The 17957-nt window shown below is 40.0% G+C and carries 6 protein-coding genes; all 6 read left to right on the plus strand.

Translation table 11 applies throughout. The features are described from left to right. Positions 1-14: 14 nt before the first annotated feature. The 6 genes from IEY46_RS33895 (at position 15) to IEY46_RS33920 (ending at position 17713) form a co-directional block, all read left to right on the plus strand. Positions 15-3698 (plus strand): DUF6079 family protein, encoded by a 3684-nt coding sequence (locus IEY46_RS33895; RefSeq protein ID WP_189000169.1) that lies wholly within the window; start codon positions 15-17, stop codon positions 3696-3698. 8 nt (positions 3699-3706) lie between these two features. Beyond that, positions 3707-6517, plus strand: a complete 2811-nt coding sequence (locus IEY46_RS33900; RefSeq protein WP_189000171.1) for a DNA methyltransferase — start codon at positions 3707-3709, stop codon at positions 6515-6517. Between the two features lie 19 nt (positions 6518-6536). Then, the gene (pglZ, locus tag IEY46_RS33905; RefSeq protein WP_189000173.1) at positions 6537-8435 is read left to right on the plus strand and encodes a BREX-3 system phosphatase PglZ; all 1899 of its coding nucleotides are present in this window, start codon (positions 6537-6539) and stop codon (positions 8433-8435) included. Continuing rightward, a complete protein-coding gene (locus tag IEY46_RS33910) occupies positions 8371-9153 on the plus strand; it encodes a hypothetical protein (RefSeq protein WP_189000175.1) in 783 nt (260 codons plus the stop codon). The genes pglZ and IEY46_RS33910 overlap by 65 nt, the downstream gene beginning before the upstream one ends. Before the next feature lie 12 nt (positions 9154-9165). Next, on the plus strand, positions 9166-12387 hold the full coding sequence (locus tag IEY46_RS33915) for a DEAD/DEAH box helicase (protein ID WP_189000177.1): 3222 nt from the start codon (positions 9166-9168) through the stop codon (positions 12385-12387). 469 nt (positions 12388-12856) lie between these two features. Continuing rightward, complete coding sequence (locus tag IEY46_RS33920; protein ID WP_189000179.1) at positions 12857-17713, plus strand: PDDEXK-like endonuclease domain-containing protein; 4857 nt, start codon at positions 12857-12859, stop codon at positions 17711-17713. Positions 17714-17957: the final 244 nt, after the last annotated feature.

Below are 17957 nucleotides of genomic sequence, written 5' to 3' on the forward strand. Positions count from 1 at the left end.
GGAGGGATTTTACGATGAAGTATAGAGAATTGATCCAATTTGAACCGATAAAGTCTGTAGTTGTTCTAAAGGATGCCGCTGAAGATCAACTAGCTCAACAATTAGTTCAAACATATGTAATATCGGACCGTATGGCAGAAGTAATCGATGATATTATTTTTGAACAACTTCAATTCCAACGTCCTATTGACCACAAAGGAATTATGATCGTTGGTAACTATGGTACCGGTAAATCTCACCTGATGAGTGTAATAGCAGCTATTGCTGAGTCTGATGGGACCTCACAATATATCCATCATGAGAAAATTGCGAAAAAGGCAAAAGAAATAGAAGGGAAATTCAAAGTATTACGTGTAGAATTTGATGGAATTCAATTGCCACTTGGCGAAGTTTTATTTCGAGAAATGACTAATTACCTTCAAGAGATTAATGTGGACTATGAAATGCCGAATGTAGCTACATTGGTAAGTAATAAAGACGAAATGAAACGTATGATGGCTGCATTTCATGAGGTGTATCCAGACCACGGATTTTTGTTGGTGATAGACGAATTACTTGATTATTTGCGCACACGCAAGGAGCAAGAACTCATTCTTGACTTAGGCTTTCTACGGGCAATGGGGGAAGTTGTACAGTCTACTCGATTTAGATTTATTACAGGCGTACAGGAAATGCTGTTTGATAATCCCAAATTTCAATTCGTAGCAAATGAAATTCGAAGAGTCAAGGAGCGTACTGAGCAAGCGATCATAGTTCGTGAGGATATCGAATTCGTCGTTTCCCAGCGGTTATTACGAAAGGATGACCGTCAAAAAGCCTTAATAAGAGAACACTTACAAAGATTTGCTCCACTTTTTGAGAATCTTGGAGAACAAATCGAGAAGTGCACTGCATTATTTCCTATTCACCCTGCGTACTTAACCGCATTTGAGAATGTAAGTGTTGTGGAGAAACGTGTAGCATTAACTACCATTAGCGATGAGACCGAGAAACTTCTTGATACCGAAGTTCCAGTAAATAGCCCGGGAGTAATTTCTTACGATAATTATTGGCTCTATATCAAAGGGGACCGTACTTTGCGTACTGATCGAGATGTACGTGAAGTATTAGAAAAGTCGGATGTCCTCATGGATCGGATTGAAAGTTCTTTCCCTAAAGCAAAGGCAAGTTATAAACCAATTGCTAGACGTATCGTACAGGCTCTTTCCGTATTTAGACTTACAACGGATGATATTAAAGTAAAGATCGGCGTCACTTCAGCGGAATTGAGAGACCAATTATTTTTATATTTTGATTTTCCTGATTTAGATTCTGATTTTCTAAATGCAACTATTGATACGATCTTAAATGAGATCATGAAATCCGTCAGCTACCAGTTTATTTCCTTTAATCGAGATAACGGACAATATTACCTTGATTTGGAGAAAGTAACCGACGTTGACTCTTTGATTGAAGAAAAAGCCGGGATGCTAGTTGGCAACCAATTGGACAGATATTACTTTGAAGTCCTCGAGAAGTTAACCGACGATGGATCTCCAAGTATAGTATCTGGTTATCGAATTTGGCAGCACGAATTAAACTGGTACTCAAAGAAAGTAACTCGGCCGGGGTATCTATTTTTCGGGGCGCCAAATGAACGTTCCACTGCACAACCGGAGCGGGACTTCTACGTTTATATGCTTCAACCGTATGATCCGCCTAAATTCAAAGATGAAGCCAACCCGGATGAAGTGTTCTTCAAACTGGACACAAAGGATGAGTCATTCCATACTGCGCTTCGTCTTTACGCAGGCGCTAGGGAAATGTCCATCACTGCATCAAGCGCGACCAAGAAGCTGTATGACGATAAGGCCGCGGAGTTCTTAAGGAAATTAATGAAGTGGCTTGTTGAGAATATGCCATCTGCATATAAAATGACGTATAAGGGTGTAACTAAGAAACTTGCTGAATGGAGCCTATCTGCTCCAGCTCAAGCGACAGTGCGAGAAATCATCGATGCAGCGGCAGATGATTGTTTAACCACATGGTTTGAGGAGAAGTATTCTGATTATCCTACATTCAGGCATAGTAGCATCAGTATCACTCGTGAAGCCATGTTAAAAACATATATACCGGAGACATTAGCGAATATCTCTAATCCCAAAACGAAGACGGCAAGAACCATACTTGAAGGACTAGTGTTATTGGATGGGGAAAAAATAAATGTACAGAAATCCGGATATGCCAAATGGGTTTTGAGCTTGTTAAATAGTAAAGGCAATGGACAGGTTCTGAATGCCCCTGAACTTCTTGAAGTCCTCCAATCTCAAGGGGATTGGGAAGTCAAGAAAACGATAGAATTCCAATTAGAACCGGAGCTCATAAGTGTAATATTAGCTACTCTAGTCTACACCGGTGATATTGTAATCACAATTAATGGGGAAACCTATGATTCCATGAAGTTTAACCAGTTAATCGCTTTGAAGGCAGAAGGGATTGCTGAATTTAGCCATATAAAAAAACCAAGTGATTTACCACTAGCAGAGTTGCGAGCATTATTTGATTTATTTAGTATTAGTCATGGACTACTTCAACCAGATTCCCAGACTAATGGGGTTCAAACCCTTCAAACAAAAGTACAGCAACTGTTAACTCAACTGGTAAAACTGCAACACGAGCTTAAAGACAAAATTCCTACTTGGGAATTACCACTTCTATCGGATGAGGAGTTACAGGATTACCAAGGCAGACTTCAAAGTCTGAATCAATTCATGCAGAGTCTTCAAGTGTTCGATACACCGGCGAAACTTAAAAATTTCAAAAAGACAATTGAAGAAATTCAAAGCCAGCAAGAATCCATCATGTTAATGGATAAGCTTAATAAGTGGCGTGAGCTTGCCTCCCAAATCACAAAAAAAGCGAACTATATCGTAAGTGCTAGAAATCATGTCTCGATTGCTGATGATTGGTATGTAAAAGTTGAAGGTGCTTTGGAGGATCTATACCTTTCCTTAAAGGCTAACAGTGACTGCAGTGCTGAACTCCAAGTAATAGATCAATTAAAGGAACAATATATTGCTTTCTATTACGCGCAACACGCAGCATCACGCTTAGGAGCAACAGAGGAGAATAAGCTCAACCAACTTAAACGTGACGGACGTATCGATACATTGCAGAAGATTTCTATGATCCCAATTCTGCCTGCACAACAATTACAAGCATGGAAGGCTAAGTCTGATGATTTGAAAATATGCTGGAAATTGCAAAAAGGTGAATTGGAGCATTCTCCAGTTTGTCCGCATTGCCGTTATCGTCCAAAAGATGAAAAATTTGCACAGCAAGTAACTGTTCGGCAGTTGGAAACTGAATTAGAAGAATTAGTTGATTCTTGGACGAATACCTTGTTGACTAACCTGAATGATAGTGAGTTACGAGAGAATATTGAATTACTCACTGGCGAACAAAAACAATTAATAAAACAGTTTATGGACGATAAATCATTTGGGATACCGGTTGATTTGCGCTTAGTCCAGACAATAAAGGAAGTCCTAGAAGGAATTCAGAAAGTTGAATTGCCATTAAATCGGTTGTTGCAGATGGCTGGCGATGGTAGTCCATTGACTATTGAGGAGCTGCGCCTGCGGTTTGAACAATTAGTAAGGGAACAGGTTGGCTCACAATCGACTAATCGAGTACGGATCATGTTAAAGAAGGAGTAACTTAAGATATGAGTGATAACTTAAAGCAAGGAACCCTATTCGAGATGAAAAATGAAACCCAAACAGGTCCAGTAACCTGTTTGGGTTTGACATTTGAAAATGATGACGCGCGCCGCGCGTATTTTACTGAAGAATTACGCAAAAAGTTGCCAGAGCTAAAAAAGATTGAAGGATATCCTATCGGCAATGATGAAGATATTTTGGCCCTTTCTGACCCGCCTTACTATACTGCTTGCCCGAATCCTTGGTTCAAGGATTTCATTTATGAATGGAATACATCAGATAGCTCGAATTCAGATGAGAATAGATACCATCGTGAACCTTTTGCCGCAGATGTAAGTGAGGGTAAAAATGATCCAATATACAATGCTCACAGCTATCATACTAAAGTACCGCACAAAGCAATTATGCGGTACATTCTTCACTATACCGATCCTGGAGATATTGTCTTTGACGGATTTTGCGGTACTGGTATGACTGGGGTTGCTGCCCAATTGTGTGGTGACCGTAACACTGTAATGGAATTAGGCTATCAGGTAAAGAACGATGGATCTATACTGAGAGAGGAAGTTGACGAAGAAGGAAGATCCATTTGGAAGACATTTTCCAAACTTGGGGTACGACGAGCTATCTTAAACGACCTTTCTCCTGCGGCCACCTTCATTTCTAATAATTATAATATGCCAGTAGATGTTCAATCTTTTCGGGATGATGCTCAAAGTACTTTTGATTATGTTGAAAAAAAATATGGTTGGATGTATGAGACCAGACACTCGGATGGGCAGATAGGAGCAATTAATTATATTGTTTGGTCTGATGTTTTTATTTGTCCAGAGTGTTCAGGAGAAGTTGTATTTTGGAATGCTGCTGTGGATAGAGAGGTAGGCCGTGTTAAGGATGTATTCCCTTGTCCACATTGCGATACCATATTGGGTAAAAAGCAAATGGAACGTGCAAAAATCTCTAAATATGACGCAGCGCTGCAAGAAACAACTATTCAGGCAAAACAAGTGCCCGTTCTTATAAATTACTCAGTTAGTGGTAAGCGACAAGAAAAACTTCCTGATGATCTTGACTTTGAATTAATACAAAAGATTGAGAATATGGAAGTACCTTATTGGCATCCAACAAACGAGTTAATTGATGGATTTAATACCCGTCAGCCTAAAGGTTCACATGGGATAACTCACTCTCATCATTTTTACACAAAATCAAGTCTCTTTTGGTTATCGGCACTAACAGATAGGTGCAAAAGGTATGACTACACGTTTCTTCCTACGTTCTCAATAATAAATACAATTACAAAACTTTATCGATATGTAGTTAAAAAACCTGATTATAAAGGCCAAGGAGGAGGTATCCTGTCGGGTACTCTTTATGCTCCATCACTAGTTCGTGGTTTGAGTGCTTCTTCTTCTTATAAGAGAAGCATCTCGCGTTTGGAAAAAATATTTTCTTTTAAGAGTGAATATAGCAATTATGCTATTAGTACTGGCGATGTATCCAAAATAGAAGCACCTGATAGTTCTCTTGACTACATATTCATTGACCCACCATTTGGTGCAAATCTAAATTACTCTGAGTTAAATTTCCTTTGGGAATCTTGGCTTAAAGTTTCAACAGATAATAAACCAGAAGCAATTGAAAACAGCGTACAACAAAAGGGTTTAGATGAATATCGTCAGCTCATGACAAATTGTTTTAAAGAGGCATATCGGGTACTTAAACCTGGGAGATGGATGACAGTTGAATTCTCCAATACTAAAGCAAGTGTCTGGAATAGTATTCAGACTGCACTAACAGAAGCAGGTTTTATCGTTGCAAATGTTTCTGCGCTTGATAAAAAACAAGGGAGTTTTAAAGCAGTTACTACCACTACTGCAGTAAAGCAAGATTTGGTCATTTCTGCTTATAAGCCTTCTGAGGAAATGAAGAATAGAATTGAATCAAATTCGAATACCGAAGAATCAACCTGGGCATTTGTTAGAAATCATCTCGAGAACTTACCGGTTTTTATTGGTAATAAAGGTTCTGCAGATTTGATAGTTGAGCGAACTCCGAGAGTGCTTTTTGATAGAATGATATCGTACTATGTTCAAAATGGTTTTAATGTTCCTGTTTCTTCGGCTGAGTTTCAAAATGGTGTAATTCAACGATTTCCGTTCAGAGATGGGATGGTATTTTTAGAGGCTCAGGTTGCCGAATATGATAAGAAACGTACATTAGTAAGAGACTTTAGTCAGATGAATTTATTTGTTACAGATGAGAATTCTGCGATTGAATGGTTAAGACAACAATTATTAGCTAAACCGCAAACTCGGCAAGATCTACACTCAAATTTTATGAAAGAAATCCAACACATATCCAAACAAGAACTTCTTCCCGAACTGGATATATTATTAGAACAGAATTTCTTGCAATATGATGGGATTAGTCCTGTTCCCAGTCAGATTCATACGTATTTAAGTTCTGATTATAAAGAACTAAGGAACTTGACTAAGAATGACCCAGTATTAATGAGGAAGGCAAAAGAGCGTTGGTATGTCCCAGACCCTAACAAGCAAGCAGATTTGGAAAGGTTACGTGAAAAATCATTACTTCGTGAATTTGAAACATATCGGGATGAGTTGGTTGGTAACCGCAAAAAGCTCAAACAGTTTCGCACTGAAGCTATCCGAGCTGGATTCAAGAAGGCTTGGGGAGAAAAAGACTATCAAACAATCGTAACAATCGGGGAGCGCCTCCCTGAAAATGTACTTCAAGAAGATGATAAATTGCTAATGTATTACGATAACGCACAGATCAGACTCGGCCTGTAGTTAAGGAAGTGTAGACGATTTGAATAAAAATTGGCGTCAAAAGGTGCTTGAACATTTTCAAGCACCTTTCTACCATATTACGTTAGTGACAGACCCAGATTCCTTGTTGCAAGATGAGGCCATTATCAGCGAGTTGCACAAGTTAGGGATAGACGTTGTAGAATTTCAAGATCGGGCCGTATTCAGGTATTGGTATGAAAGCCAGTATAGACCGAATCCATTTAATAGTTATTTGCTAATACATCCGAAGTCAGATGATATCAGTGATATCCCCTACGATATATGGGCTCAGGGTAAACATATTTCAATTTGTAAGAGTGAATTGTTCCCAATGTTATCTGCACCTATAGTGCAGGAACTCGATTTTAGAACACTAGATGCTTTGTCGTTGATGGATGACATACCAGTCAAGAGATCAGACAATGATACCATCAACTTCTTATTGAAACGAATTTACAAATTACCATTCGACACTATTGATACCGCGGCTGAATTTATTCTACTTTGTATTAGCCGACATCAACTTCCTTTTACAATGCCTGAAACGATAGAAAAATATCTGATAGATGCATTAAATCATAAAAACAGTAATCCACAATTAGTTATATCTGAATTAATTCAATCTTCAGATGCTTTGTATTCCTTCTTACAGCAAGAATGGTGTGATTTCTTGGAAAGTGGTACTCCTAAGAATCATCCACAGTGGGATACCAAATTACAAGATACACTTGCTGGTTTATTTCGTATGGGGAAATTAAGACCTATTCCGTTTAATAAAGATTCATTGCCTGATTCATTATTATTTGGAGTAAAACAACTGAATGAAGAACAGTCTCAAATCGTGTTAATAAGCGAACATATCAGTCAGATTGAAAAAATGTTAGAACTTGACATTGACCGTCGCGGCTGGGTCAACCTTATTGGTTTATTCAGTACTGTGAAATCAATCATGTTTACGTTAGATTCTTCATCAGAAATTAGTAAGAAAATAAACTCCATTGAGCAGCTCATAGAAGAGCGATTTGCTCTCTGGCTAAATAATCATTATGGGGCTTTGGCTTCGTTATCAGATCAGCATACACCGGTAATGCTTCATAAAGTGGCTGAGCATATGCACCTGCAAGGAAGTCCTAAAAAGGCTATAATTGTAATGGACGGATTAAGTTTTGTACAGTGGAGTCAAGTGCGTTCAGAGTTACAGTCTTCTTTTGACTTTATAGAAAACGGTACATTTGCTTGGATCCCTACTTTAACCTCTGTATCTAGACAAGCCATTTTCTCGGGGGAAATACCGAAAACTTACTACTCAACCATTCATACAACAGCTAATGAGGAGAAAGAATGGAGAGCATGTTGGGCTAAATATGGTATTGCGCCAATCTATGTCACGTATGAGAAATCATTAGGCCAAGGGGAATATAATAAATCGGAAATTAAGGCGTTATCTAAATCGAGCGTTAAAGTTGCGGGACTTGTAGTCGACATTATTGATAAGTTGACACATAACACGATTCAAGGTCATAGGGGAATGCATGGGCAAATATCTATTTGGTTAAAAACCGGTTACTTGCAATCCTTACTTCACGACTTATTGGAAGCTGGATTTGATGTATATATTACCTCTGATCATGGCAACAAAGAAAGCGTAGGTATCGGAGCCATTCGCGAAGGCGTATTAGCGGATACCCGCGGGGAGCGAGTTAGAATTTACAATTCAGAGGAGTTGCGGGATCGGGCTGCACAGAAATACTCGTCGCAAAAATGGGAATCAATCGGTCTCCCGGATGAATTCTTTGTATTGGCAGCTAAAAGTGGCGAGGCTTTTGTTAAAGAAGGCGAGGTTGTAGTGAGCCATGGCGGAACCAGCATTGAAGAGGTTATCGTTCCTTTCGTGCGAGTTAAGAAAAGAAGAGAATGAAGGTGTCAGATTGAAAAAGGCGGTTGGATTTGATCAAAAACTGCAATTGCACCAGTTGGATCATATCGCACGTGAGTTTTCAAGAGTTGAAAATCGACAACAGCTATATGATCTCGTCGATCAAAATTTGATGGCTGATATTGCTGGTGCAAAGGCAAGACTGAATGCTAGAACGATTTTGTTTAAAATTTGGGTGTTAGTCGACAACGAGAATGTGGAACTTCGGGATCGTGGCTTACAATTATTTGCGAACGCTTCTAGAGAAGAAAGATTACTCCTGCACTGGGGAATGAAGCTTCTTGCATATCCATTCTTCAGGGATGTTGCTGATCAAGTGGGGCGTCTCTTTCAGCTTCATGGGGAATTCTCAAGTTTGCAGTTAAGTAGGAAAATTTTTGCGCTTTATGGTGAACGTAGGCGAGTCAGTGTATCAATGGGAGCCGTACTTGGAACCTTCAAACACTTAGAAGTAATCAGTGAGCAAAAAAAACTGTATGTGAATGCTGAAAAGATACCCATTCACCAGTTAGAATTTAAACTTTGGCTTATTGAGATCATGCTGAAAGCCACCGAGAAATCAGCCATAGAATTAAAGCAAATTGCTACGGAACCTTGTTTGTTCCCATTCAATCTAGATATAACGGAAAGCGAATTGAGAAATAGTCGGCTACAAGTAACGCGGCAGGGGATAGACATGGTGATGGTAGTATTGAGGTAAGGCGGTGGGATAATGATTAAAGTCGGTGAAATTGTACAAGGAGCTCAGTTTCCAGAGAGTGTTGAAATTAAAAAAGTTGAAGCCTTCGATGAAGGCTTTTTCTCTATTGCTGCATTAGGACGGGATTCGAATCGGTATTATGAGTTAATGTTGGATAAAGCCGAGCTTGAGTCTTTAAAGAGAATAAGTGGGCGAATTAGTTTGGACCAGCAGATAGCTGCAAGTGATCTTCAGCATTATCTGCGATATCACGCATTGTTAGTCAATAGTAAATATTCTTCGAAAAGGGCATTGGGTAACAAAAATTTAATTCCATTGCCACATCAGATCGAAGCGGTTTATAGCCGTATGCTTCAAATGCCCCAGGTACGCTTCTTACTTGCGGATGATCCAGGTGCAGGGAAGACGATTATGTCAGGTATGCTCATTAAAGAGCTTAAAGCACGTGAAAGTGTTGAGAGAATCTTAATTCTTGTTCCGCCATTAGTTTTGAAACAATGGCAGGAAGAGTTGCAGGATAAATTCCACGAAGATTTCTTTATAATAAATCGCTCTGTAACAAAACAGTACGGTTCCAAAAACCCATTCTTAGAACATGGTTGCTGTCTTGCTTCCGTTTACTGGGCTGCTCGTGATGATGTGAAAAGCCTGGTAAGTGAAGCGAATTTTGATCTTGTAATTGTGGATGAAGCTCACAAAATGGCGGCCTACACTCATGGTGTTACAAATAAGAAGACATCTAAAACAAAGCTATATCACCTAGGGGAAACTGTACTTAGACAAGCAGAGCACTGCGTACTGTTAACAGCCACTCCACATAAAGGTGACATGGAGAATTTCCGGCATCTGATGCGTTTAGTAGATGATGATATTTTTTCTAACTTATCGGTAACGGAATCTCTACGCGAAAAGGCAAATCCGTTTATTATTCGAAGGTTAAAGGAAACGCTAAAAAATTTTGATGGGACGCCGCTTTTTCCTAAACGGACAGCTAGAACGATTCAGTATACTTTATCTGAAGAAGAACTTGATCTGTACGAAGCGGTTACAGATTATGTTCGTCTCTACTTTAATCGAGCGATGAATGCCGGAAGCAACAGCACAGCTTTTGCTATGATGCTACTCCAAAGAAGACTCAGCTCATCTGTCAATGCCATTGATTTATCGCTTAAGCGTAGAAGAGACCGGTTAATTAAACTGTTAGAAGAAACGATCGCAAGTAAAAAGAAACAAGGCAAAAATAAAGTAGAATTTGATTGGGACGAGTATGAAGACGAATCGTTGGAAACTCAAGAGCTTTTAGAAGATGAACTTGAAAGTTCAACGGATAACCTCGATCCGGAGGAGCTAAGGATCGAAATTAATGAGTTAGAAAGACTAATAAGGAAAACGTCTCATCTGAAAGAAACAGCTGTAGAGCGAAAATATGATGAATTAGAGCAAACCTTATTTGGTTGGAATGGTTTATTGAATCAAGGGGAAAAGATTCTTATCTTCACGGAATCGGCGGACACACTTGATTTTTTAGAGAAACGCTTATTAAAGCGTGTTCCTCAGATCGCGAAGATTGTTGGGCGTTTATCTATGGATGAGCGTAGAAGACAAGTTGAATTGTTCCGTAATGAGTGCCAGATCATGCTTGCTACAGATGCCGGTGGAGAGTCGATCAACCTACAGTTTTGTAATCAGATGATAAACTACGACATTCCGTGGAACCCCAATAAGCTAGAACAACGTATGGGGCGTATTCATCGAATTGGTCAAAAGAATGAAGTGGCTATCTTTAATCTTGTTGCATCTAATACACGAGAAGGCGACGTAATGATTCGTCTGCTTGAGAAAATGGAACGTATGAGGGAAGATTTAGGTGCTGACCTTGTATACGATTTTATCGGTGACATCGTTGATGGAGATTTCAATGATTTGGCATCGTTAATGCAAGCTGCCGTCATTCACCGTGAGAAGCTAGACGTTATTATTGCAACTATGGAGCGGAAACTCTCAGAAGAGCATAAAAAGCTGCTTGAAGAGGTAGAGCGGGAGAGGCTCTCCGAAGATATTTTTGATTTGCCCAAGATGCGAAGGGAACAGCATGATCTGGTGATAAAAAAACACCCCGAACGAAATTTTGGGTTATTTACAGAACATATCCTCAAGAAATGTAATGTACGGATACACCAGATCCAAAATGAGAAGATAAAACGAATTGAACGATTGCCCAAATACATTCGAGATATATCAAAAACCAATCGCCTTCCATTGTATCAACTGGAGGACGCAATTCGTTTCACTTCATTTAGGGGTTATGTCAAAGAAGGAATCGATATCATTTCTGAGGATCATCCTCTATTTAAATTAGGAATGATTCTTACACGTAAAGAAAATGAGAAATTAGCAATAGATCGCTATATGGTGTATTGTCCGGTAAGTGAACCTTTGTCAATTGAGGTTTATCTTAATAGTGTTGCCGATGGCACAGGGAATGAATTAGCTAATGAACTTATCCTTCTAGGTAAACGACAGGATGATTCATTAATTCGATTAGATCCTTATTGGTTGTTTCAGCAGGAGTTTGTCGGTGAACTTACCACTTTAAGTGAGTCGTTAGATAGTTCATTTCGTTCCGCCGCGGTGAAGGCAGCAATGGATTTACGGGACCAGGTTCGACAAAAACGCGAAGAGCAGCTAGAACGAGTATCAAGCTATTTGGACAAAACGTTTAAAAAACAAATTGATGATTTAATTGAACGCCGGGGCAAGTATGAACGGGAAAATGATGAAAATCGTAATGGTGCTTTAATTAATCAAGTGGATGCTAATCTAATTGACGTGGAAATGCGTAAGGAGCGGAGATTAGCTTTAGTCCAAAGACAAAAAAATATTGGAATGAAGCCTCCAAAACGAATTGCCCAACTGGAGGTTATACCAAGAGGGAAATCCCAAAGACTCATTTCAGTAGATTACAAGGACCTTATCCAGGATTACGAACGACAAAATGGGCGGGCAAATATAAAGACATTTAATCCATGTTCGCTGGTTGACTTTTATAGTGAAAGATTTAACGGGGAGCCACGGTTTATCATCATTTCCGATGACGAAATGTATTGGCCATCCGAAGAATATTCCGAAGATTTGAAAGAGATAGAAGATCGGACTTATATTTATGTTGTGAAAGACGGTACTGTGAAAGTAGAGAGAAAACTAACAGATTTACCGACGTTTATCCAAATATGAGTTTGTATGCCGCGGAACTTATTGACGGCTATTGATTAAGCACATAAAACCTAAAGAATCGCGCATATAATAAAATCCTACTTCATTTCCCTTTATTCCCTATTCCGGGAACTTTTTGGTTGGTATAGTCGATAGGCAGAATTTTGTTGGATATTGACAAAGACATAGGAAGTGAGAATTAACGCCTCGTTTGGCCATCTCCCACAGCTTTACATCCTGAGCCTGCCGCTGACAAAATTTCTTAAATCGCTGATGACTAGTAGTTACTTTGTCCCGAATAATGTGGACTTTCAATGGGCGAACAGATTCTCCAATCGAATAATATATCCAAACATCAGTTCCCTGACAGCTTATTGTCGGGGAACTTTGTTATTATAAAGCCAGCAGTGGGCAGGAATATGTTGGATATCGACGAAAATATAGTATATCGGTTTTGAAACTTAAGTCATACAATGGAGGTGCTTAAGGCATGGGCACTAATTCGACAGATGCAGTGAGAATGAGGCTTACTCAGATTTTTAAGTATCTGCAGGGATTAAATCAAATCAAAAATCCGGTTAAAAAATCGATAGATGATCAACATTGGAAGCTTTGGTTATCTGACCTGCCCAAGCATGAGGATATTGAATGTCGATTTTTAGAACTTGGTAGTGAACCTGATGCAGAAGATTCGTTAGATGTCTTACTTAAGGTAAGAAGGCCGATTTTAACTCAGTGTCCCGAACCTCCTGAGCTTATTCGTGACTGGTTGATCCCAGGCTGGCAAAAGGTTGAAAACGAGCCCGAGATTATTGGCGAAAAAGCTTCGAGCAACGAGGATGCTGAACAGTTTGAGGATGATGAAGATCGATTTGAATGGTTTGATCAATGGAATAATGAAAGAACAGCTTGGAAATTGCAAGAACTTCCGGCAAGAGCAGCTTCGAATATATTTGAGAGTCTGTATGCGCTTAACTCAACGTTGGAGCGTGAACAAGACCAGGTTGAATTAATTGTTGGAGACGGAATATTGGACTGGACAGTGTCAGAATCTGAAACCATTCATCATCCGATCTTATTACAGAAAGTAAAATTGATCTTCGACCCGTCCGTACCTGAATTCACCGTTATTCCGATTGAGGTCGGCGGAAGCTTTTATAGTCCACTTCTACAAGATATGGAACATGTATCAGCGACTACAATCAAAGCTTGTACGGAGGAACTGATTCGGTTACCTTGTACGCCTCTAGACCACCAGATAGCAGGCGATTATTTGAAGCGAGTATCAAGTATTTTGTCGGCAAGCGGTAAATTTTTTGCTTATGGGGAAAGCAGGAATCAAGAACTTGACAATCATCCGGTAATTATCCGAAAACCGGTCTTTTTTCTGCGTTCTCGGTCTCATGGGTTTGCGCAATCCTTGGAACGTATCTTAGAACACTTGGATGAAACGACAACATTTCCTGAAGCCGTAACCTCAATTACAGGAATCGATCTGCGAGATCGATCAACGGAAGAAACGGAAGCGTTCCAAATCTTAGATGTGAATGGTGATGACGAAGAGGTTTATTTTACCAAAGAAGCGAATGCAGAACAGTTGGATATTGCTTTGAAGATTAAGCGGTACGGTTCTGTTCTGGTGCAAGGTCCTCCAGGTACGGGTAAGACGCATACGATTGCGAATCTAATTGGACATCTCCTGGCTGAGGGGAAGAGTATTCTTGTAACCAGTCATACGTCCAAGGCATTACAGGTTTTGCGGGATAAAGTTGCGGAGCCTCTACAAGGACTATGCGTAAGTGTCATAAATGAAGAAATCGGAAATCAGCAAATGGATCAGTCTATTGACATCATATCCGAGCGGCTCAGTTCGATGACTAATGCTTCATTAAATCGTAATATCGAGACATTGGAACAAATGCGAAAAGAATTACTTCATGAAATTCACTATATAAACAAGGATTTGCGTCTAACAAGGGAATATGAATATACCCCAATTGTTATTCTGGGTCAATCCTATCAACCCATAGAATCGGCAAAGTTAATTGCGGCAGAAAAAAACCTTCTTACACTTATCCCAGGCGATATTCGCGCAGGCAGTAGTTTACCCCTACAAGAAAAAGAATTAACAGCGTTGTACTTGAGCAATAAACTGCTTTCTTACAATGATGAAATGGAATTGCAGGCGTTAAAGCTTCCACTTCATATGCTGCCAACTCCGCAGATGTTCACTGCTTTGGTTGAACAATATCATGAGCTTGCGTTGAAACCTAGAGAGTTGCACCATCCCTACTGGAATTCTTCAATAGACATAGATCTGGATTCGATTACAACGCTACTAAAGGAATCCTTGGTGCAAGTCGGTAAATATTCGTTAGATGAAAAATGGAAATTAGTCATTCTCTCAAGCGGGCAGCTTGAAGAGGAGTCCATGGCGGTATGGAAAGAACTGATGGCTGAGATGGGTCATTTAATAGAACTTTATAACTTAGCTAAATCAACATGTTTCCGGTTTGAAGTTGTAATACCAGAAGACGTCATTGAACTTCAGCAACTTGAAGGAACGCTACAAGAAATGATTCAGTTTATAAGATCGAATAGAAAAATAAACATGATTCAACTTGTCTTGCGTCCAAAATGGTCGCGTGCTTCAAAGCAAGTTCAAGTTAACGGTGCCTCACCCTCAAGTTTAGCGCATTTTGAAGCTGTCGATATTATTGTTCGTCATCGGCTAACGAGAATGTCTCTGATGTCGCGTTGGAACAGACAAGTAACGTCCATCGGGGGGAGGTCCGTTGAGTCGTTCGGTAGTGAGCCGGAATTGCTGCTTCCTCAATTGAAAGATCAACTACAAGAATTAATAAACTGGGACCAGACAGCGCGGAATCAAATTCAAAAGCAGTGGGAAGAGAAAGGGATCAATTGGAATCAATTAATGAGCAGTAAGCCAAATGAGTTAATCCCTTATTCGGATTTAATTCATTTCAAATCCAATATTGAAATTGATCTGCCAATAATTGTAGATTCACTCTTTAATGAGAAGAAATTGCTTGAGATTACCCACCAATTGACAAGTCTAACAGAGCTCTTGGGTCAACATGCCACTGATTCCAGTCGTTCCATTAATGGATTGCTATCTGCGGTGAAAAACTTGGACCCAACAACTTACGCATCGATGTATGATAGCTTGTCTGAAATTTGGGGTAAATCGCAAGAATTACAACGGCGAAACGAGATGCTTATTAAACTTGAATCTGCAGCACCGAATTGGGCAGAAGCGATTCGTGAACGCGATGGCGTACATGCTTCTTCCGAGATATCAGTAAATTGGCACAAAGCCTGGCTAATACGGCAGTTGGATCATGAATTGAAACGGAGACAAGAATTATCGCCGGAGAAGCTACAGACAAAATTAAGCGATGCTCGCGAAGCATTCAAGCGGATTTCGGTTGAACTTGTTGAACAAAAAGCATGGTTGGCGGTCAAGCGAAAGACGAACCTTGAGCAGCAGATGGCATTGCAGGGCTGGAAGCTACAAATGAAACGTATTGGTAAAGCGACTGGTTCGATGGCACCGTTCCGTCTTGCTGAGGCTAGAAAGCTGATGCCTTTGTGCCAGTCCGCAGTTCCCGTATGGATCATGCCAATTAATAAAGTTGTTGAAAGCTTTGATCCCTTTACGAACCAGTTTGACGTTGTAATTATCGACGAAGCAAGTCAAGCGGATATTATGGCGTTAACGGCCTTGTATTTAGGCAAACAAGTCATTGTTGTTGGTGATGACAATCAAGTTAGCCCGGATGCCGTAGGGCAGAAACAAATGGAAGTTCAAAAATTAATCGAATCGACGCTGATCGATATTCCGAATGCAACCTTGTACGATGGTCAAACTTCCCTTTATGATCTAGCTGGTATGACGTTCGCGGGCAAGACGCAGCTTCGCGAGCATTTTCGTTGCGTGGAGCCGATTATTCAATTTAGCAATTCATTATCTTATAATATGGCCATCAAGCCACTTAGAGATAATAGCGGAGTATCCAGACGTCCACATACGATTGCGTATAGAGTAGAAGCTAATACTCAATCGGGGAAAACAAATCAAGTCGAAGCCATCACGATCACTTCACTTGTGATGGCAGCAGTAGAGCATGAGTCCTATGAAGAAGCAACAATTGGTGTCATTTCTTTACTTGGAGAAGAGCAAGCGATATTAATCGATACGATTTTACAACGACATATGGACCCACTGGAGTATAGAAAGCGAAAAATTCGCTGTGGGAATTCCGCCCAATTTCAAGGGGACGAAAGGGATGTCATGTTTTTGTCTATGGTGCACGTCGCTTCTGGAGATGGACCATTGAGAATGCTTAGCGATCCCGGTGAACGAATGAAAAAACGATATAATGTTGCAGCAAGTCGCGCGCGTGATCAAATGTGGCTCGTGTATTCTTTGAACGAATCAGTTGAACTTAAAGATGGCGATCTTAGGAAACGATTGATTCAACATATGATTAATCCATATGCGTTAACTGAGAAATTGAAACAAGCGGAACCGAGACTGGATTCCGAATTTGAACGACAGGTGATGGAACGATTGTTAAATGAAGGCTTCCATGTCGTTCCTCAATGGAAAGTCGGCGCATATCGAATAGATCTTGTTGTTGAAGGTAGCGGTAAACGTATAGCCATCGAATGCGATGGTGAACAATTTCACACGAGTGAAAACCTAAGCCAAGATATATCACGTCAAATGATACTTGAGCGACTTGGATGGACGTTTATTCGTATTAGAGGCAGCGTTTATTTTCGCAATCCTGTCAAGACGATGCAAGATGTATGTCGCGCGCTGGAAGACTACGGAGTTACGAGAGATCTTCATAAACAACAAGAAGAACATCAAATTGAAGATGATTGCTTGAAACAACAAATCATTCAACGAGCAGAGGAAATGCGAAAGGAATGGGATGCTCAACCAGATATAATCTATGCAGAACGTAAAACTTCGCAGGCGCGCAAGCCAAAAGTCGCCAAGCGAGAAAAAGTGGATATCTCATCGGAAGAAAAGCCGGAAATTCCAGAAATGCCCGAGATGCCTCAACAACAAACGATAGATTTCGATATAGATCCTCCACTCATTCCTGGTGATCTCTTATCATTTCTTAAGCAGCATAATCTACAATTTATCGATAAGCGGAGTAAAGGCGGGGCGCTTTGGGTGATTGGGGGACAAGAGATTAAGAGTATGCTCAAACCTCTTATTTCGCAAGGTATTAAATTTTCTTATTTGCCAAAGGGAAGTCAATCGACAAATCATAAACCAGGTTGGTTTACCAAACACGGTGGGTAATCGATTATTCTGGGGAACACTTTAGTGAAGAGGGCAAGCGTTACCGATTGAATTGGATGGCAAGCTGATATCCAGATGATCGGATGCTATTGAAGCATCAGTATTTGCTTTCTCTTACCAATCCAGGGATGACCTTCAGATCAAATCCATACGAATAATTTGCAATAGTCAAAGTTATGATTAAAGACGACGATTACAGTCGTCTTTTTTAAAATATTAGAAAGTATATAAAATTCCGTTATCC

The organism is Paenibacillus nasutitermitis, from assembly GCF_014641075.1.
Taxonomy (GTDB): domain Bacteria; phylum Bacillota; class Bacilli; order Paenibacillales; family Paenibacillaceae; genus Paenibacillus_Z; species Paenibacillus_Z nasutitermitis.